The sequence below is a fragment of the Mesorhizobium sp. B2-3-10 genome (assembly GCF_006442275.1).
In the GTDB taxonomy this organism is placed as follows: Bacteria; Pseudomonadota; Alphaproteobacteria; order Rhizobiales; family Rhizobiaceae; genus Mesorhizobium; species Mesorhizobium australicum.
Genome location: NZ_VFVT01000002.1, coordinates 38,590 through 58,310 on the forward strand (window position 1 = coordinate 38,590; position 19,721 = coordinate 58,310).

Consider the following 19,721-nt stretch of genomic DNA (forward strand, 5'->3'; position numbering starts at 1 on the left):
ATCCATCCTGCGCAGGTTTGTGCATGGCAGGCGATAACGGCTGCGACGCGTTAAGGCAAGCAGACCGGCGGGGCGGCTGCCAAGGGCTTTGACCCGGCCTGCAAAAATGCTAGGAGCCGAAAACGCTAAAGCGCGTCGCGTCGAAACAGACTCATGCGGCGCGCTTCAGGTCTTTCTTTCATGCATGTCGTTTTTCCAAAGCCGAGGTCATTTGGGCGACATGCATTCGGTTTCGGGGCAGCAAAGCAGCATGGATGCGAGGCAATTGAAGGTCGAGGCCGCGCGGGCGGCCCTTGCCCATGTCAGCGACGGCATGCGGCTCGGCATCGGAACCGGCACCACTGCCGAGGAGTTCGTGCGGCTGCTTGCCGACAAGGTCGCCACCGGCATGACCATAACAGGCGTGCCGACCTCTGAACGCACTGCTGCGCTGTGCCGCGAACTCGGCGTGCCGCTGTCGACGCTGGAGGAAACGCCTGAGCTCGATCTCACCGTCGACGGTGCCGACGAGGTCGACCCGGAGCTGACATTGATCAAGGGCGGCGGCGGGGCGCTGCTGCGCGAGAAGATCGTGGCCGCGGCCTCGCAGCGCATGATCGTCATCGCAGACCGATCGAAGATGGTCGAGACACTCGGCCGGTTTCCGCTTCCAATCGAAGTCAACCAGTTCGGCCTGCGCGCGACCGAGATCGCCGTGGTCATGGCGGCTGGAAATCTCGGCCTTTCCGGTCCGGTGACATTGAGGATGACGGGAGGCCAGCCTTTTGTTACAGACGGCGGCCATTTTATCCTCGATGCATCTTTTGGCCGCATTCCGGATACAAGAGCGCTTTCGAATGCTCTCCACGCCATTCCTGGCGTGGTCGAGCATGGTCTTTTCATCGGGCTGGCGTCAGCGGCCATCATCGCCGGCGGCGACGGTATCCAAACTGTCCATGCCGCCCGAAAACCAGGGAGTTCTACCGATCATGATGTTGCATAACCGGGTTTGCCGTCTTTCCGTCCTTGTGGCGGCTTCGGCCGTCTTCGCGTTCTCCTCGCCTGTCTTCGCGCAGGACGTCACGGAATCGCATCTGAAGGCCGCACGCGCCGCGGTCGCCGCGATCCACGCGACCGACCCGTTCGACAACATCCTGCCGCAAGCCGCCGCGGCGCTCGAATCGCAGCTTATCCAGAAGAACCCGGACATGCAGGAACTGATCGGCAAGACGATCAACGAGAAGGCGCTGGCGATGGCCTCACGCCGTGCGGATCTCGAGAAGGAGGCGGCTCTTGCCTATGCGAAGGTGTTTTCCGAAAAGGAACTCTCCGACATCGCGGCTTTCTACAGCTCCGAGTCCGGCAAGAAGCTGCTCGACAGCGGCCCGACCGTGACGCGTGACCTCGTCAAGGCCGCCGACATCTGGCAGAACGGCGTCGCGCGCGATCTCGCCCAGCAAGTCGGCGAGACTCTGGCAGCGGCGGCAAAAGCCAAGGCGCCGGCCGCACCCGCCGATGCAACCGCGCCCGCGGACGGTGCTGCTCCTGCGGACGGAGCTGCTCCGGCGGATGGCGCGGCCCCCGCCGACGGTTCTGCGCCGGCGGACGGCACGCAGAACTGATCGTGATCTTTCCGACGGCCTTGCGGCCATCTGTGAAGCCCGGCTTGTCCGGGCTTTTCTTTTGACGGTTTGCGGCCTACCTGTCAGTCGCATTTTGGCGTTCAAGGAGCCGCTTCATGGCCGGTTATGACTACGACCTCTTTGTCATCGGCGGCGGCTCCGGAGGGGTGAGGGCGGCGCGGGTCGCGGCAGCGCTCGGCAAACGCGTTGGCATTGCCGAAGAATACCGTTTCGGTGGCACCTGCGTCATCAGGGGCTGCGTGCCGAAGAAGCTCTATGTCTATGCCTCGCAATTTCCCGAGCATTTCGCCGACGCCGCGGGCTATGGCTGGACAGTGCCGGAAGCCAGTTTCGACTGGCGGACGCTGGTCGCCAACAAGGACCGCGAGATCAGCCGGCTGGAAGCGATCTACAAGAAGAATGTCGAGGGTTCGGGTGGCGAGACGTTTCACACGCGGGCGATGATCGTCGACCCGCACGTGATCCACCTCCTGAGCGAGGACCGCACCGTCACCGCCGATCAGATACTGATCGCCACCGGCGGCCGTCCGGCGGCGCATCCGGCGCTGCCCGGCCACGAACACTGCATCTTTTCCAATGAGGCTTTCGACCTCAAGGACCTGCCAAAGGCGATCATGATCGAGGGCGGCGGCTATATCGCGGTCGAGTTCGCCAACATCTTCCATGGCCTCGGCGTAGACACCACGCTGGTCTATCGCGGCAAGGAAATCCTCGGCCGCTTCGACATCGACCTGCGGCGCACGCTGCACGAGACGATGGAGAAGAAGGGCATAAAGATCCTTTGCCATTCCGTCTCCGAATCGGTCAGCAAGCGGCCGGACGGACGGCTCGACGCGCAGCTCATCGGGGGGCAGGTGCTGACGGTCGATCAGGTGATGCTGGCCATCGGCCGCCTCCCCAACACCGAGAATATGGGCCTGGAAGGCATAGGCATCGAGATGACCGCCGCGACCGGTGCGATCAAGGTCGACCCGTATTCCCGCACCAACATCGACAATATCTGGGCGATCGGCGATGTCACCAACCGCGTGCAGCTGACCCCGGTGGCGATTCACGAAGCCATGTGCTTCGTCGAGACGGCATTCAAGGACAACCCGACGGCGCCCGACCACGACACGATCGCGACGGCTGTCTTCTCGCAACCGGAAATTGGCACGGTCGGCCTGTCGGAAGACGAAGCCGTGAAGCGCTTCGCCGATATCGAAATCTACCGCGCCAGCTTCCGGCCGATGCGGCACACGCTGTCGGGCCGTGACGAAAAGATGCTGATAAAGCTGGTCGTCGATGGCGCTTCGCGCAGGGTTCTCGGCGCCCACATATTGGGGCCGGATGCCGGCGAAATGGCACAGCTGCTCGGCATCCCCCTGAAGGCCGGACTGACCAAGGACGACTTCGACCGCACGATGGCCGTGCACCCGACCGCCTCCGAAGAGCTCGTTACCATGTACAAGCCGACCTATCGGGTGAAAGACGGCGAGCGCGTCTGACGTCGCTTGACGCGGCGCTGCCGCCGCCAGCCATGGCCGGCGGCGGCAGTCGAACCGCTACAGCAAAGTGCCGCGCAGGATGACGAGCGCCACCGAGAAATAGATCACCAGTCCGGTGACATCGACCAGCGTGGCGACGAACGGCGCGGATGCACTGGCGGGGTCGAAACCGATCCGTTTCAGGGCGAAAGGCAGCATCGACCCCGACAGCGAACCGAAGGTGACGATGCCGACCAGTGCGGCACCAACGGTCGCGGCAATCAACGGCCAGTGCGGGCCATAGTCATAGAAGCCCATATATTGCCAGAGCGCGATGCGGCAGACGCCGACCACGCCCAGCATGGCGCCGAGCACGAGACCGGTAGGCAGTTCGCGCAGCGCCACCCGCCACCAGTCACGAAGGCCGATTTCGCGCAGCGCCAGCGCGCGGATGACCAGCGAGGTCGCCTGCGAGCCGGAATTGCCGCCGGAGCTCATGATCAGCGGGATGAACAGCGTCAGCACGATCGCCTTCTCCAGCTCGCCCTCATAGCTTTGCATGGCATTGGCCGTCAGCATCTCGCTGATGAACAGCGCACAGAGCCAACCGCCGCGCTTTTTGATCATGGCGAGAAAGCTCATCTTCATATACGGCTCGTCCAAAGCCTCCATGCCGCCAAAGCGATGCACGTCTTCGGTCGTCTCCTCGATCATCGTGTCGATGATGTCGTCGATGGTGACGATGCCGAGGATCTTGCCGTTGTCGACGACCGGGACGGCGAGCAGATCGTATTTGGAGATCGTCTGCGCCAGGTGTTCACGATCCGTCAGCGGAGTGACCGTCACCGGCACGCGGTCCGGCGCTACCGACAGGATCGGGTCGTCCGGTTCACCGGTGATGAGCCGACGCAAGCCCGTCGACCGCACCAGGAGATTTGTCCGCGGATCGACGATGTAGATTGCATAGACGGTCTCGCGCGTCCGTTCGACCTTGCGGATGTAGTCGAGCGTGCGTCCGACGGTCCAGTCGGAGGGCACGCTGACGAACTCCGTCGTCATGATCGAGGCGGCGCTGCCTTCGGGATAGCCCAGAATGGAAAGCAGGGTGGCGCGCAGCGGCGGCGCCAGCGCACCGAGCAGCTCGGAGCGTGCCGGCTCGTCGAGCTCGCGCAGGATGTCGGCCGCGCGGTCGACTGACATGGCGGTGAGCAGCTTGCTCGCCTTGGGACGGGGCAGGGCCTCCGCCAGTTCGGGCGCGCCTTCGAGCTCAGGCTGGTCGAAAATCTCGACCAGCCGTTCGAAGGGTACGGCGCAAAGCAGCTCCGTCGCGGTTTCGCGCGATTCATGGTTGAGCGCCTCGACAAGGTCGGCGACGTGATCATTGGCAAGGATGCGGGCGATAGCGACGGCCTCGTCGTCCGCTACGGGGAAAAAATCGTTCATGGCTCACTCCTTGCCGTCCGGCAGGACATGAACCATTCAGGTCACGTCTAGGCGGACGGCGGTTGCGTTCGACTGTGACTGTCGCCAGGCATGGCGCGGTGACCTTTCTGCTTGCGGGTTCGCTTTTGACTGCTGCAAGCCGGCGCAACATAGGAGCGCGCCTTGCCGAGTCAATCGCGGTGAGGAAGGAAAACAGTGCCGAACGGCCCGGATCGCGAGACTGTGATCGCCGTGGACCGTTCACCGTGGCAAGCCACGGGGACATCAGCGTTATTTCTGCTTCAGCCGGCGCGAGAAACGCGTCCATTTGTCCTCGACCGGCCTTGGCTGGGCCAGGATCGTGGTGAGTTCCAGCGGCAGGCTTGGGGCAAGCGGCTTCTTCGTGGCGACGCCGTCGGCAATCAGGACCATCGAGTGGTAGAACTCGGTCCCGGCAGCAGATCTCGGTGCCACGGCTTCGTGCATGACACTGATCACCGTCACATCAGGGCAGTTGTCCTTGATGGCTTGGTGGAAGGCAATCTTGCCATCAGGGTCGAGAGCCCCGGTCGCCTCGTCGAGGAACAGCAGGCCCGGTTGCTGCAGGATGATACGAGCCACCACCAGCTTCTGCTTCTGGCCGCCCGACAGGACCTGATCCCAGCTCTTGCCCTCGCGGCTTTCATTGGCCATGTGTTCGATGAAATCGCCAAGGCCAGCCTTGTGCAGTGCCGACGCGACCTGGGTATCGCCGTGGTCGCCTTCGGAGCCTGGTAGGCAGACCAGCTGTTTCAGCGACACCTGCGGCAGCTTGACCTCCTGGGCGGCATAGAAGCTCTTGACGCCCTCGGGGAAGACGATGGTGCCGCGGCCATAAGGCCACAGGCCGTTGATCGCCTTGATCAGCGAGGTCTTGCCGCACCCGGATTCGCCTTTCAGGAAGGTCCATTCGCCGCGCCGGAAGCGCAGGTTGGCGGAACTTAGGAATGGTGTCGCATCCTCACCCTGATGCGCCAGCTCCAGCTTCTGGATGGTCAGACCGAAGACCGGATTCTGGCTGGCGTAGTGGAAGTCGGAACGGCCGCTCTGGCTGTAGAATTCCTGCGGGTGCTGGACTTTCTCGATCGCGTTGGCGAGCTCCGTCACGCGCTGGCTGTTGGCGCGCAGCGTCGCGATGGCGGGCATGACATGAATGAACCAGGAACACTGGCTGATGAGCTGGGCGACCATTTCGGAGCCGGTGATGTAGCCTTTATAGTCCAAGCGGCTGTGGATGAACGGCACAAGGCCTGGAGCATAGGCGACGATACGGGCGCCGACGAAGTTGTAGATCAGCTCGAACGACATATAGCTGGAGTTGACGACATTCAGCCGCCCCCAGGTGCGATCGATGTCGACATAGAGCCGGTCGTGCATCCTCTTCTGCACGCCCTCGCCATGCGAGGCGGCGACATGGAAGCTGCGGCGCAGGAACGTCGTCAGTTCGCTACGATAACTTCCCTCGGCCTTCTGCATGCGAATGTTGAGACGTTCCAGCAGGCTGCCGAGCTTGACGGCGATCCAGGTGTTGAGGGGGACGTAAGTGGCAACCGCGAGAAGGGCGAGAACAGCGCTGCCATAGCTGCCAAGGAACTCCAGGCCTTTGACCTCCACTGACGACTGCAACAGGTTCTGGCCTATAAAGTAGAGCGAAGTCGCCAGCCCCAGCACGCCCATGGCGAGGCCGATCGCACCGCCGGTCATGTCCTTGATCGATTCCTGGATGCGCTGGTCGACATTGTCGGGCGCAACGATGCCGCCGTCCGCGGAATCATGTTGAGCGTGAAAATGAGTATGGTTGCCGTCGAGCAAGGCCTGGTTGAATTGGTCGTTCAGCCAGCCGCGCCATTTGCGGTGCAAGGTTGCCGAGACGAGATTGCGCACGCCGGTGAAGCCGACGTCCTTGAGCATGACCAGCAGCACCAGTATGCCGGCGTTGGTCAGGATTGTCTCCAAGGGCCTGGTGTTGGCGGCATCGTGCAGGAAGGCGATCGAATTCACCAATTCGCCCGACGCCATGGCGAACCACACGCTGGCCTTGCTGGACAGCGCGGTGAGCAGGGCTATCACCAGCGTCAGCGCCCAGGCTTCCTTCCAGCGGTCCGAAATCCAGTAGGCTCGCACGAGCCCCCAGAAATTGCGCATCGAGGATACCGGCGTCAAATGCGACCGCCCTGCGGCGTCGCTGTGTAGTCCATCCGGTACTGACTCTTGCGATCGCCTGCCGATCCGAATCACGATCCCGCCCAAACCTTTTTTGTTTTGTTACGGATGGTAACACCAATTGATCATTTTCCATTAATTTTTAAACCAAGCCTATGGGATTGCTCTCGCGGCCGTTGCACTGAGGCAACAGATTGAAGATCGAATCGCCAGCAAAACGGTGGGCAACGACCAGAAAATTTTGATTGGTTTCAGCAACTTGGACGCGGCGAACGGGGCTTCTGTCGATCTTCCCCTGGGGAAACCTGGCACACGGTTTCGTGACCTCAAAAAATCATGAGGGCCGGGGTTCTCTCGCCGAGACCTGGCCAGAATGCCTGAGAACACGCTGTCCTCAACGTCTGATTCCTTGCCGTGGCGAAGTCGCCAATATCGCATTGGAACAGCGGGAGTGCAGGATCGTCGCTTGCCCATTCGTCAACCAAAAGGGTGATCCGCACCGGCCCAATGGCAAGCGGCTGTTTCATCAGCAAAGGCAAATTGGGCCGAAGTGGCGTCCGCTGGCCCTCAGACAACCTTCTCCAACTCGCCACGCGCCTTGGCCGCCGCGACCTGGCGGATCGCATCGGCCAACGTGTCGGCATCCTGCGCGCCCATCACGGCATATTTGTCCTCGAGCAGGAAGCACGGCACGCCTGTGATGCCCATGCGCGACGCGGTGGCGATTTCCGTGCGAACCGCCTCGACATCAGCGTCACTCGGCAAGAGCGTTTCGACAACAGCGGCGTCCATGCCGGCTTCGCGGGCAGCTTCGACCAAGACGGTGTGGTCGCCAATATTGGCGCCTTCCTCGAAATTCAGCTGGAACAGGCGGCGCACCAGTCGGTTCTGAACGTCCTCGCCGGCGGCACCGGCCCAGCGGATCAGCCGATGCGCGTCGAGAGTGTTCGGCGCCAGCTTGATGGCGTCGAAGGCAAAGGAAATGCCTTCAGCTTCGCCAAGCGGTTCGATGCGGGCATGAATTTCGCGAATGCGCTCGTCGCTGCCGAACTTGGCCAGCATGTAGTCGTGGCGGTCCTTGCCTTGCGGCGGAATGGTTGGATCGAGTTGGAACGGCCGCCAGCGTATATGCACTTCGACGTCGCCGGCCGCGGCGATCGCCTTGTCCAGCCGCTTCTGACCGATGAAGCACCACGGGCAGACGACGTCCGACACCACATCGACGGTTATGGCGTTCGCTTCGCTCATCTCGATCTCCGGGTTTCAGTTCGGTTTGCGCCACCATGTTGGCAGCTGATAACCGAATATGGGCGTCTTGCGCGGATGTTCCAGATAATTCCAGTAAGCAAGCCACTGCTGCGTATTGTACTGCATCGGCACCATGTAATAGCCGGAGATCAGCAGCCGGTCGAGAACGCGAACCGCCGCGACGTAGTCCTCCTTTGAACGGGCTCGCAGCATTGCGTCGATGGCCGCATCGATCGCCGGATCGGCGACGCCGGCGAGGTTGAACGATCCCTCGGTCCTGGCCGCGGCGGACGACCAGCGCCCGATCTGCTCGATGCCAGGGGACAACGAATTGTTGAAGCCGCTGGAGCCGATCAGGACCTCGAAATCGAAACGCTGCTTGCGCGACTGGATCTGGTCGCCGTCCAGGCTGCGTATGCTGACATTGATGCCGATCTTCTCAAGCGTGCGCTGGTAGATGCCGGCCAGACGTTCTTCATCCTGCGAGGCGGTCAGAATCTCGAAGCCGAAAGGTTTACCGTCAGGATCGATCATCGTGCCGTCCTGCACATGGTAGCCGATGCTTTTCAGAAGGTCGAAAGCTGTCTTCAGCACCTTGCGGTCCTGGCCCGAACCGTCCGTCACCGGCGGTTTCCAGGTGCCGTCCATGACGTCGGCCGGCACGCGGCCGGGGTAGGGCGCCAGCAGCGCCTTTTCCCTGTCATCAGCAGGATGGCCGAGCGCGGAAAGCTCCGAGTTCTGCCAGTAGCTCATCGTGCGGGTGTACTTGCCGCCGAACAGGTTCTTGTTGGCCCATTCGAAATCATAAAGCATGCCGAGCGCGCGCCGAACCACGGGGTTGGAAAACTTCGGCAGCCTCGTGTTGAACAGAAAACCCGTCACGACGGGTGGAATGCCGGTATCGAAGGTTTCTGAGACAACGTCTCCCCTATGAAACGCCGGAAAGTCGAGATCGCGCTCGCGTTTCACCGGATCGCTGTCGTCATCGATGGCGCAAAGACCCTTCTTGAAGGCTTCGAGCTTGGCGTTGGCGTTGAGAAAATACTCGATGGTGATCTGGTCGTAATTGTCGAAACCGCGCTTGGCGGGAACGTCCTTGCCCCAATAGTCGGGGTTGCGCTTGAAGACGATGCGCTGGCCGGGCGTCACCTGCGCGATCCTGTAGGAACCGCTGCCGATCAACGGCTTCAGCGTCGTCCTGTCGAAAGTGCCGATGTCGAAAGCGTGCTTGGGGATGATCGGCGTCAGCGCGATGATCAGCGGAAACTCACGATCGGCCTTGTCATTGAAGGTAAAGCGCACGCTGTGGTCGCCCGTCTTTTCGAGCTTGGCGATCCTGGCCATGCGGTCGCTGTAGGGCGGACGGCCTTTCTGCGTATAGGCATCGTAGGTGAACAGCACGTCTTCCGGCGTCACTGGCTGACCATCCGACCATTTGGCATTCGGGTTGAGATGGAATTCGATGGTCTTGCGCTCGGGATCCATGTCGGCGGTGTCGGCCAGAAGCCCATAAAGGGTAAAGGCCTCGTCGGCACTGCGCTGCATCAGCGGCTCGAAGACCAGATTGCCGTAAATCGTGTCCATCATGCCGCGCGCGGTCGTGCGCAGGCTTTTCAGGATGAAAGGGTTGAGATTGTCGAAGCTGCCGACGACGCAATAGGTAATGCTGCCACCCTTCGGCGCGTCGGGATTGACGTAGCTGAAATGGGTGTAGTCCGGCGGCAGGGCCGGTTCGCCCTGCATCGCAATCGCGTGTTTCGGCTCCGACAGCGCCGGAGGCGACGACAGGCTGAAAAACGATAATGCGGTGACCAGCCAAACAAGAACGCGGCCCATGACCGTCTCCTTAACAGGTCGGCTTGATGATTCGGTCCGCACCCTAGCATGGGGCACCTGCGTGGCGGCCAATGGCGTCGTCAAGAATTACCGGTCGGCGGGCTGGATTCGACGCCGCTTGCAGTGTAACACGCCGTCCGAAGTCATTCTGTTGCCTCATTTTGGCAACAGGTAGCTGGACCACACGGCGCGAAGAAGCCGGTCCCGGGATCATTGAGAGGAAGTGCACGACATGACGAGCCTGAACAGCAACGCGTACCGCCTGTCGGTCATGGCCGCAGGCGTGGTTGGCTTTCTCGGCGCAGGACTTCCCTCTGCTTCCGCGCAGCAGCAGCCGCAGATTCCGCAGGGCTGGTTCAAGGCCTGCACCAAGCAGGAAGACGTCGACATCTGCAATGTCCAGAACATCGTCACCGCTGGCAATGGCCAACTCGTCACCGGCGTCAGCCTGATCGAGCTCAAGGGCAAGGTGAACCGCAAAGTGTTCCAGGTGACGGTCCCGACCGGCCGCCTCGTGCCTCCCGGCATCGGCCTGCAGATCGACACCGGCAAGGCGCAGAAGCTCGACTATGTCATCTGCTTCCCGGATCGTTGCGTGGCGGAAGTGCCGCTGACCGATCAGCTTGTCGCTTCGTTCAAGAAGGGTCAGGGGATCACGCTGACCTCGATCAATTTCCAGAACCAGGCCAACCCGATCAAGATCGCGCTGCAGGGCTTCAGCGGCGCCTATGACGGCCCGCCGCTGCAGCAGTCGGACATCGAGGACCGGCAGAAGAAGCTTCAGGACTTCGTCGCTAAGAACAACCAGGATTTCGCCAAGAAGCTCAAGGACGAGCAGGACAAGGCGAAGACCGCCAACTGATCCGGCGTCGGGAATATAGCGAGTCAAAAAAGCGGGGTCATGCCCCGCTTTTTTCATTTCTGGCCATACTCAGCATGCCGGAAGTCAGTGCCTGGACTGCCGTTTCGGCGCATAGCGCCCATCCGGCTTCTTGTCGAACATTTCCTTGATTTGCGGATGGCGGACAGGTTCTCCCGATTGGTCCTCGAGCAAATTCTGCTCGGACACATAGGCGATGTATTCGGTTTCCGAATTCTCGGCGAGCAGGTGGTAGAATGGTTGGTCCTTGCGCGGCCGTACGTCGGCGGGGATGGCCTCGTACCATTCGTCGGTGTTGGCGAATTGCGGATCGACGTCGAAAATGATGCCTCGGAACGGGAACAGCCGGTGGCGAACCACCTGTCCGATCGCGAATTTGGCCGTTTTCATCGCACTCACCACTGAATTCCTTGGCTTTATTTGGCGCAGACTCCGCATCAATTCAATCCCGAGCGTCTGAGCGCCTTCAAGATACGCGGTATGCGCAACAAAGGTTTTGATGAACGTCGCGATACCGCGGCAAAGTCCGCAAAATCGCTACCGCTGCCGAGCCGGCTTCCGAAGGCCGCCCGCAACTGCCGCAAAGCCGCTGCCCGGGCGAAGCCCTTCCCGCATGAAGAAGGCGCGCAGCGGCGTAAAGCCGCCAAGTACACCCAGGCCAACGCCACGCGCCATCTGCGCCGGCAACATGTCCGAAAGCAGCGACATGTTGAGCAGATTGACTGCGCTGCTGCGCGCCAGAATATCGGGCCGGCGCTTGAAATCGTATGCAGCAAGGGCCGCAACAGCCCCCGGATCCTCACGATTTTCACGCGCGATTCCAACCAGATCGTCAATATCCCTGATGCCTAGGTTGAGGCCTTGCGCGCCGATCGGCGGGAACACGTGCGCCGCCTCACCGACAAGCGCCACCCGTCGCGCCGCGAAACGCAGGGGGGTCACCGTCGACAATGGATAAATCTGGCGACCCGGCTCGACGGATACCCGGCCCAGCATCGATTGCATCTTTTGCTCGACGCGGAGCGAGAGCGTTGCATCGTCCAAAGCGGCAAGCTCCTTGGCGGTCTCTGGCTTGACCACCCAGACAAGGCTGGAGCGATTGCCCGGCAGTGGAACCTGCGTGAACGGGCCGGTCTCTGTATGGAATTCCGTCGAGGTGAAGCCATGTTCGCGGTTGTGGCCGAAATTGAGGACAAGCGCCGCCTGAGGGTAGGCGCGCGCCGCCGTCGAGATGCCCGCGGCCTCGCGGGCCGGCGACAGGCGGCCGTCGGCGGCGACCGCAAGGGACGCATCGATCTCGCTGCCATCAGCCAGCGTGGCATGCGCTTTGCCGGCGCCGAGATGCCATGCCTTCGCCATGGATCTGCGCCACTCGATGCCGGAATGCGCGGCCACCTTGCTGGCAAGCGCCGGGCCAAGGACGCCGTTGGGCAGGTTCAGGCCGAACTGTTCCTCGCCGATCTCGCTGGCGCGGAAGGTGACGACGGGGCTGCGGATCAGCCGGCCGGTCGCATCGGCAATGCGCATCACCTTCAAAGGCGCGCCCTTGGACCTGATGTCCTCGAGCACGCCCAGCCCTTCGAGCACCTTCAGGGCAGGCGTCATGAGCGCCGTGGTGCGACCGTCGGGAGCCGAGGTTTCCGGCCCGGCAATCGTCACCGGAAAGCCGGCATCGGCCAAGGCAAGCGCGGCGATCAACCCCGCCGGCCCCGTGCCCGCAATCAGTATCCGCGCTGTTTCCTGATGCTCCAAGATCGGCTTCCGGTCTGCAGTTGAGAGGCGGCCACCAGACCTGCCAGTCCAAACAGGCATATAGGGCAGATCATGCGGCTTGATCAACGCGGCGATTCGGCCCATTCGGATGTCATGACCGGCCAACAGGACGACTTCAGCCATCTCGACCGCGCCGGCCGCGCCACGGCAAATGTCGCGCGCGACCCGCGTTTGACGGTCAACGTCGTCGTCTGTGCAAGCATCGCGTTGGCCTGGCTGCTGCTTGCCGCGATGGCGATACGCGGCGCCGAGGCGCGGATCAGCGCGCCGGGTGACGCTCTCCTGCGCAACCTGCCACAGCTGCCGCTGCCCGATTTCCTGGACCATTTTTTCGTTCTTTGCCTTTCGCCAGCGCCGCTGGACGCAAGCATCGGCCCGCGTGCTTTGGCACTCATCCTCATGTGGTTCCTGATGGCGATCGCCGCGATGCTGCCGTCGGCGGCACCGATGATCCGCACCTATTGCGAGATCGCCGATACGGCGCGGATCAAGCGGGCGCCGGTCGTCCATCCGCTGGTGCTGGTTGCCGGCTACCTCTGCGCCTGGCTCGCCGCATCGCTGCTGTTTGCGGCACTGACACTTGCCGTCCACGCAGTCGCCGCGTCCGCGGGGGTATTCGATCCGGTGCTTGGCGTTGCTGGTGGGCTGGCCTTGCTGGTTGCCGGCCTCTACCAGTTCAGCGGCCTCAAGGAGGCCTGCCTGACGAAATGCCGGAACCCATTCTCGACCTTGTTTTCAAACTGGAGTGCCGAGACCTTCCGCATCTTTCGGCTGGGCATCGTGCAAGGTATCTGGTGCCTGGGATGCTGCTGGGCATTGATGCTGGTGATGTTCGCCGTCGGCGTCATGAACGTCTTCTGGATGGCGCTGATCGGCGTGTTCACCCTAATTGAAAAACAAACGATGGGCAGTCTTCCAACCCGGCTGGCCGGTGCGATACTGCTTGTCTGGGCAGCCGTGCTGCTAGTAGTCTCACTGTGATTGGGGGGAATTCGATGACTGACCCGGGCTGGGCAATGAAAGGAGAGCTCGTACTCTCCTGCAATTGCACGGTTTTTTGCCCTTGCGTCTTGTCGCTCGGCAGTCACCCACCAACAGAAGGCTATTGCCAGACATGGGCGGGTTTCCGTATCGATGCGGGTCACTTCGGCGAAGTCGACCTCTCCGGCCTCAACCTTGGGCTGATCATGGAAATCCCCGGTTACATGAGCCGCGGCAATTGGACCGCGGGCCTGTTCATCGACATCAGAGCCTCGGTTTACGCGGTCAAGGCGTTGACCAGGATCTTCACCGGCAAGGCCGGCGGGACCACGTCGCTGCTCTCGATCCTCGTCGGCAAATTCCTGGGCGTAGAACAGGTGCCGATCACCTACGAGACACGGGACAAGACGCGTATCTTCCAGATTCCGAAGATCATCGACGGGGCGGTCACGCCAATCGCGGGCAAGGACCGCGACAAGGATACGGTGATCACGAACTCGGAATACTGGATCGCGCCGGAGATCATCGTGGCAAGGTCCGACAAGAGCAAGATGCGCGCCTTTGGCCGCAACTGGAATTTCGCCGGCCGCTCGGCCGAGATCTGCAAGCTTGATTGGCGGGGCCCGTGAGCAAGAACACAAAAGCCCGCAAGATCGCCGGGAAGATCACCGACCGGATTCCGCGGCCGAAGAAGAAGGTCACCTGGCCGCAGGCGCGTGCGTTTTCGGTGCATCTGCTGACCGCCTCCGGTTCGTTCCTGGCTTTCCTGTCGCTGGTGGCGGCGAGCGAGGAGCGCTGGACGGCCATGTTCTGGTGGCTAGGCCTGGCGCTGTTCGTCGATGGCATCGACGGGCCGATCGCCCGAAAGCTGGAGGTCAAGGAAATCCTGCCGACCTGGTCCGGCGAACTCCTCGACAACATCATCGACTACGTGACCTACGTGCTGATCCCGGCCTTCGCGCTCTACCAACGGGGCTTCATGGGCGAGGGCCTGTCGTTCCTTTCGGCGGCGATCATCGTCGTCTCCAGCGCGATCTACTATGCCGACACCGGCATGAAGACGAAGGAGAATTTCTTCAAGGGATTCCCGGTGGTCTGGAACATGGTCGTGTTCACGCTGTTTGTCATCGAACCGGGACAATGGGTCTCGTTCGCGGTGGTGGTGGTGGCCGGCATTCTGACTTTTGTCCCGATAAACTTCATCCATCCGGTGCGGGTGAAGCGGCTGCGGCCGATCAACCTCGGCATGACGCTGTTGTGGTGTGCTTTCGGCGCGCTCGCGCTTGCGCAGGCCGCACTCGCCGCTTTCTACGACCAGATCGGCGTGCTGGGCGAGCAAGTCGGCACTTTCACGAAGATCGGAATCACCGTTACCGGGCTCTATCTCGCAACCATTGGTGGCCTCATGCAGCTCCTTCCGAACCTCGGCGCCAAAAAGGCCTGACCAGCCGCTCTTCAAGGAATCCTCTCCATGTCCAAAGCCATCCGCATCCACTCCAATGGCGGTCCGGAAGTCCTGATCCATGAGGACGCCGATCCTGGCCAGCCGGGTTCGGGGCAGATCCTGATCAGGCATACCGCGATCGGTCTCAATTTCATCGATGTCTATCATCGCTCGGGTCTTTATCCGCCGCCCGGCGGATTTCCGCTCATTCCGGGCAGCGAAGCCGCCGGCGTGGTGCTGGAAGTCGGCGGGGACGTCAATTGGCTGAAGCCGGGCGACCGGATTGCCTATGCCGTGACGACAGGCGCTTACGCGCAAGAGCGCGTCATCGATGCCAGCAAGGTCGTCAAGGTACCGGACGGCATCAGCGACGAGCAGGCCGCCGCCATGATGCTGAAAGGCATGACCGCGGAATACCTTCTGCGCCGCACCTTCAAGGTGAAGGCGGGCGACACCATCCTGTTTCACGCCGCGGCCGGCGGGGTCGGCCTGATCCTCGGCCAATGGGCGAGGCATCTCGGCGCGATGGTCATCGGCACCGCCAGCTCCACCGACAAGATCGAACTCGCCAAGGCGCACGGCTTCGACCATGTCATCAACTACAAGGAGCAGGATTTCGTCGCCGGCGTAGCAGCCATCACCGGCGGCAAGAAGTGCGACGTCGTCTACGATTCGGTGGGTAACGACACATTTCCGGCATCGCTCGACTGCCTGAAGCCGCTCGGCATGTTCGTCAGCTTCGGTCAGTCCTCGGGACCCATCCCGTCGTTCTCGATGTCGCTGCTGGCGCAGAAGGGCTCGCTGTTCGCAACCAGGCCGACGCTGTTCGTCTACAATGCCAGACGTGAGGACCTCGATGCCTCCGCCGCCGCACTGTTCGAGGTCGTGCTCAGCGGCGCCGTCGAGATCAAGATCAATCAGCGCTATGCGCTGAAAGATGCCGGCAAGGCACATGCGGACCTTGAAGGCCGCAGAACGACAGGTACGACCATCCTGGTTCCCTGACGGCAATCTGCCTGGGTTTTCAGCGCGCTGCCGCAGCCGCGAGCATGGTTTGCCCGAAAAGCCGGCCCGCCATATGCTTGTGCGAAGGAAGGCTGATCTTTGCCCTTGAGTTTCCGCTGAAATTCTTGAAGCTCTTTCAAGTTGGGTGCTGCTTTCGCACGAGAGCCGGCCGCGCATACGATGCTTGCGGGAATACAGAACATGTCCGGTAATCCGGATGGGAGGCACTGTGAGTGCAAATCATGATGGGGCGAACCTGCTCGAGGTTCGTGGCCTGACCAAGATATTCGGCACGCTGACAGCGTGCGATCATATCGATCTCAACATCGCCAAAGGTGAGATCCACGCTTTGCTCGGCGAGAACGGCGCCGGCAAATCGACGCTGGTCAAGATGCTGTTCGGCTCGCTGGAACCCAATTCCGGCGAGATTTTCTGGAACGGCCAGGCAGTGCGGATCACCAGCCCAGGCGTTGCCAAAAAGCTCGGCATCGGCATGGTTTTCCAGCATTTTTCCCTGTTCGAAGCCCTGACGGCCGCCGAGAACATCGCGCTGTCGCTGGATGACGGCTCGCCGATCGGCAGCATCGCGGCCAAGGCGAGGGCGCTTTCCTACAGCTACGGCCTGCCGCTCGATCCGGAATCGCTGGTCGGCGATCTGTCCGTCGGCGAGCGCCAGCGCATCGAGATCATCCGCTGCCTGCTGCAGACGCCGCAGCTCATCATCCTGGACGAGCCGACATCGGTGCTGACGCCGCAGGAGGCGGACAAGCTGTTCGAGACGCTGGAGCGCTTGCGCGCGGAAGGCAAATCGATCCTCTACATTTCGCACCGGCTTGAAGAGGTCAAACGCATCTGCGACCGCGCCACGGTGTTGCGGCACGGCAAGGTGGTCGGTCACTGCAACCCGCGCGAGGAGACAGCCTCATCGCTCGCCCGCATGATGGTCGGCAACGAAGTGCAGGCTGTGGTGCGGGCGCCGGTCGAGGGGATCGAAACCGCGCAGCCGCTGCTCGAAATCCTCAACCTCAACCGCAAGCCGGCAACGCCGTTTTCCATTCCGCTCAAGAACATCAGCCTCAATGTCCGCGCTGGCGAGGTGATCGGCATTGCCGGTGTCGCCGGCAACGGCCAGGGCGAGTTCTTCGAATCCGTCTCCGGCGAGGTTTTGCAGCAGGATGCCGCCTCAGTGCGCATCCGCGGCAAGAACGCCGGCAGCCTCACCATTACCGGGCGGCGCCTGTTGGGGGCCGCGTTCGTGCCGGAGGAGCGTCTCGGCCATGGCGCCGCGCCGCGCATGAAGCTCTCGGAAAACCTCCTGCTGTCGCGCCATGCCACGGACGGCAAGGCTTTTGTCGGCAGCGGCGGGATGGTCAAGAGCGGCGCCGTCTATGCCGCCTCGCAGCGCATCATCGAGGCGATGGATGTGCGCAAGAGCGCGCCGGATCCCGAAGCGGCAGCACTTTCGGGCGGCAATCTGCAGAAATTCATCGTCGGCCGCGAACTCGACCGCCGCCCAAGCGTGATGGTGGTGAACCAGCCGACATGGGGTGTCGACGCAGGAGCCGCAGCGCACATCCGTCAGGCCTTGATCGAACTGTCGCGCGGCGGATCGGCGGTGCTGGTGATCAGCCAGGATCTCGACGAGCTGTTCGAAATATCGGACGCGATCGCCGTCATGCACAATGGAGAATTGTCCAGGCCGATGCCGATCGCCGAAGCGACTTTCGAGAAGGTCGGCTTGCTGATGGGTGGCGCCGAGCCCGGCCACGCCGAACATACGCTGGAGACGGCATGATGCGCCTCGAACTTGTCAAACGCCCGCAGCGCTCGGCGCTGTTTTCGATGCTGTCGCCATTCATCGCCTTCGGGCTGACCATCATTGCCGGCGCGGTTCTGTTCGCTCTGCTCGGCGTCAACCCGCTGAATGCCTTCCAGATCTATTTCATCGAGCCGATCAGCCAGGTCTGGCAGTTGCATGAGCTGGCGATCAAGGCAGCGCCGCTGATCCTGATCGCTGTCGGCCTGTCGGTCTGCTACAAGGCCAACATCTGGAACATCGGCGCCGAAGGCCAGTTCATCTTCGGCGCAATCTTCGGCTCGATCATTCCCGTGCTGTTCCCGCAATTCGATGGCCCGCTGGTGCTGCCGCTGATGCTTCTGCTCGGCATGGTCGGCGGTGCGGCCTACGCGGCGATCCCGGCCTTGCTGAAGACCCGGTTCAATACCAACGAGATCCTGACCAGCCTCATGCTGGTCTATGTCGCGCAGCTCTTCCTCGACTGGCTGGTGCGGGGTCCCTGGCGCGATCCGCAGGGCCACGGCTTTCCGCAGACGATCCAGTTCGGCGACGCGGCCGTGCTGCCGGAACTGATGCCCGATGCCGGGCGCGCCAATTGGGGGTTTGTGTTTGCCCTGGTGGCCGCGGTGCTGATCTGGATCCTGATGGCCCGCATGCTCAAGGGCTTCGAGGTCCGCGTGCTGGGCTCCAGCCCAAGGGCAGGGCGCTTCGCCGGCTTCGGCCTCAACCGGATGGTGTTCTTTGCCTTCCTGCTATCGGGAGCGCTGGCCGGCCTTGCCGGCATCTCCGAAGTTTCCGGCGCCATCGGGCAACTTCAGCCCGTGATTTCGCCCGGGTATGGCTTCACGGCCATCATCGTTGCGTTCCTCGGCCGCCTCAATCCGCTCGGCATCGTCGCCGCGGGCCTGGTGCTGGCCCTGACCTATCTCGGCGGCGAGGCCGTGCAAAGCGCACTCGGCATTTCCGACAAGGTGGCGAGGGTGTTCCAGGGCATGCTGCTGTTCTTCGTGCTCGGCTGCGACACGCTCATTCATTACCGCATCCGCTTGATCGGTCTGGCGCTGACGAAACAGGAAACGCCCGCGAAGCTCGAGGCCGCACCAAAGTTGAAGGAAGCCCGCTGATGGACATCACCGTCAACATCCTCCTGACCATAGCCACGGCGGCGACGCCGCTTTTGATCGCGGCGATTGGCGAACTGGTGGTCGAACGTTCCGGCGTGCTCAACCTCGGTGTCGAAGGCATGATGGTCATGGGCGCCGTCGGCGGCTTCGGGGCCGGCTATCTGACGGGATCGCCCTGGATCGGCCTTCTGGCGGCGATCGTCGTGGGCGCGCTGTTCTCCTTGCTTTTTGCCGTGATGACGCTGTCGCTGGCCACCAACCAGGTGGCAACAGGCCTGTCACTGACGCTGCTTGGTCTCGGCCTTTCCGGCATGATGGGAACAAGCTTCGTCGGCCAGCCCGGTGTCAGGCTGCCCAATCTCGATATTCCCGGCCTCAGTTCCATACCGGTCGTGGGCAGGCTTCTTTTTGGCCAGGATCCGATCTTCTACATTTCGATCGCGCTGACGGCCGCGGTGATGTGGTTCCTGTTCAAGACGCGTACCGGCCTCACGCTGCGCTCGATTGGTGACAGCCATGCCTCGGCGCATGCGCTCGGCATCAAGGTCATTCGTTACCGCTATCTCTCGGTCATCTTCGGCGGTGCCTGCGCCGGTCTCGCCGGTGGGCATCTGTCGCTCGTCTATACGCCACAGTGGGTCGAGAACATGTCCGCGGGCCGAGGCTGGATCGCACTCGCACTGGTGGTGTTCGCGTCCTGGCGGCCATGGCGGGTACTGGCCGGCGCCTACATCTTCGGCGCGGTGTGGATCGGCCAGCTTCATGCACAGGCTTTTGGCATTCCAGTGCCCTCGCAGATGCTTTCTTCTCTGCCCTATCTGGCAACCGTCGTGGTTCTCGTTCTAATCTCGCGCAACAAGCGTCTGACGATGATGAACACGCCGGCATCCCTGGGGCAGCCATTCGTTCCGGATCGTTGA

General features: G+C 62.1%; 17 protein-coding genes. 11 read left to right on the forward strand and 6 right to left on the reverse strand.

The window, feature by feature from the left end; all coding sequences use genetic code 11:
* Positions 1-250 precede the first annotated feature (250 nt).
* The 3 genes from rpiA (at position 251) to gor (ending at position 3,109) form a co-directional block, all read left to right on the forward strand.
* Positions 251-982, forward strand: coding sequence for a ribose-5-phosphate isomerase RpiA (rpiA, locus tag FJ943_RS06705; protein WP_140720450.1), 732 nt, complete (start codon positions 251-253; stop codon positions 980-982).
* Positions 969-1,601, forward strand: a complete 633-nt coding sequence (locus tag FJ943_RS06710; RefSeq protein WP_140720452.1) for a DUF2059 domain-containing protein — start codon at positions 969-971, stop codon at positions 1,599-1,601. The genes rpiA and FJ943_RS06710 overlap by 14 nt, the downstream gene beginning before the upstream one ends.
* A 116-nt stretch (positions 1,602-1,717) precedes the next feature.
* Complete coding sequence (gor, locus tag FJ943_RS06715) at positions 1,718-3,109, forward strand: glutathione-disulfide reductase (RefSeq protein ID WP_140720454.1); 1,392 nt, start codon at positions 1,718-1,720, stop codon at positions 3,107-3,109.
* A 57-nt stretch (positions 3,110-3,166) separates the two neighbouring features.
* Here the strand turns inward: gor and mgtE are convergent, their stop codons facing one another.
* The 4 genes from mgtE to FJ943_RS06735 all read right to left on the reverse strand — a co-directional run bounded on the left by mgtE (position 3,167) and on the right by FJ943_RS06735 (position 9,796).
* Positions 3,167-4,531 carry a magnesium transporter gene (gene mgtE, locus FJ943_RS06720; RefSeq protein ID WP_140720456.1) on the reverse strand — a complete coding sequence of 455 codons (1,365 nt, stop codon included), beginning with the start codon at positions 4,529-4,531 and terminating at the stop codon, positions 3,167-3,169.
* Positions 4,532-4,801: 270 nt separating this feature from the next.
* Positions 4,802-6,694 (reverse strand): ABC transporter ATP-binding protein/permease, encoded by a 1,893-nt coding sequence (locus FJ943_RS06725; RefSeq protein ID WP_181174527.1) that lies wholly within the window; start codon positions 6,692-6,694, stop codon positions 4,802-4,804.
* Positions 6,695-7,279: 585 nt separating this feature from the next.
* Positions 7,280-7,960 carry a DsbA family protein gene (locus FJ943_RS06730; protein ID WP_140720460.1) on the reverse strand — a complete coding sequence of 227 codons (681 nt, stop codon included), beginning with the start codon at positions 7,958-7,960 and terminating at the stop codon, positions 7,280-7,282.
* A gap of 15 nt (positions 7,961-7,975) precedes the next feature.
* Positions 7,976-9,796, reverse strand: coding sequence for an extracellular solute-binding protein (locus FJ943_RS06735; RefSeq protein ID WP_140720461.1), 1,821 nt, complete (start codon positions 9,794-9,796; stop codon positions 7,976-7,978).
* Between the two features lie 232 nt (positions 9,797-10,028).
* On the opposite strand from FJ943_RS06735, the gene FJ943_RS06740 reads away from it, so the two are divergent.
* A complete protein-coding gene (locus FJ943_RS06740; protein WP_015317881.1) occupies positions 10,029-10,658 on the forward strand; it encodes an invasion associated locus B family protein in 630 nt (209 codons plus the stop codon).
* 84 nt (positions 10,659-10,742) lie between these two features.
* Here the strand turns inward: FJ943_RS06740 and hspQ are convergent, their stop codons facing one another.
* The gene (hspQ, locus tag FJ943_RS06745; protein WP_027142695.1) at positions 10,743-11,066 is read right to left on the reverse strand and encodes a heat shock protein HspQ; all 324 of its coding nucleotides are present in this window, start codon (positions 11,064-11,066) and stop codon (positions 10,743-10,745) included.
* Between the two features lie 147 nt (positions 11,067-11,213).
* On the reverse strand, positions 11,214-12,428 hold the full coding sequence (locus tag FJ943_RS06750; RefSeq protein ID WP_140720463.1) for a UbiH/UbiF family hydroxylase: 1,215 nt from the start codon (positions 12,426-12,428) through the stop codon (positions 11,214-11,216).
* A gap of 72 nt (positions 12,429-12,500) precedes the next feature.
* Here FJ943_RS06750 and FJ943_RS06755 point away from each other — a divergent pair, with 72 nt between their 5' ends.
* From FJ943_RS06755 to FJ943_RS06785, 7 genes are all read left to right on the forward strand, one after another.
* Positions 12,501-13,430, forward strand: a complete 930-nt coding sequence (locus FJ943_RS06755) for a DUF2182 domain-containing protein (protein ID WP_140619648.1) — start codon at positions 12,501-12,503, stop codon at positions 13,428-13,430.
* A 14-nt stretch (positions 13,431-13,444) separates the two neighbouring features.
* Entirely contained in the window at positions 13,445-14,059 is a 615-nt protein-coding gene (locus FJ943_RS06760; RefSeq protein WP_023795157.1) for a DUF1326 domain-containing protein, read from the forward strand.
* Positions 14,056-14,874, forward strand: a complete 819-nt coding sequence (pcsA, locus tag FJ943_RS06765) for a phosphatidylcholine synthase (RefSeq protein ID WP_181174510.1) — start codon at positions 14,056-14,058, stop codon at positions 14,872-14,874. The genes FJ943_RS06760 and pcsA overlap by 4 nt, the downstream gene beginning before the upstream one ends.
* A gap of 27 nt (positions 14,875-14,901) precedes the next feature.
* On the forward strand, positions 14,902-15,879 hold the full coding sequence (locus tag FJ943_RS06770; RefSeq protein ID WP_140720467.1) for a quinone oxidoreductase: 978 nt from the start codon (positions 14,902-14,904) through the stop codon (positions 15,877-15,879).
* Between the two features lie 217 nt (positions 15,880-16,096).
* The gene (locus FJ943_RS06775; protein WP_181174511.1) at positions 16,097-17,674 is read left to right on the forward strand and encodes an ABC transporter ATP-binding protein; all 1,578 of its coding nucleotides are present in this window, start codon (positions 16,097-16,099) and stop codon (positions 17,672-17,674) included.
* Positions 17,671-18,801, forward strand: coding sequence for an ABC transporter permease (locus tag FJ943_RS06780; protein ID WP_140718164.1), 1,131 nt, complete (start codon positions 17,671-17,673; stop codon positions 18,799-18,801). Before FJ943_RS06775 ends, FJ943_RS06780 begins: the two co-directional genes overlap by 4 nt.
* A complete protein-coding gene (locus FJ943_RS06785) occupies positions 18,801-19,721 on the forward strand; it encodes an ABC transporter permease (protein ID WP_015317890.1) in 921 nt (306 codons plus the stop codon). Before FJ943_RS06780 ends, FJ943_RS06785 begins: the two co-directional genes overlap by 1 nt.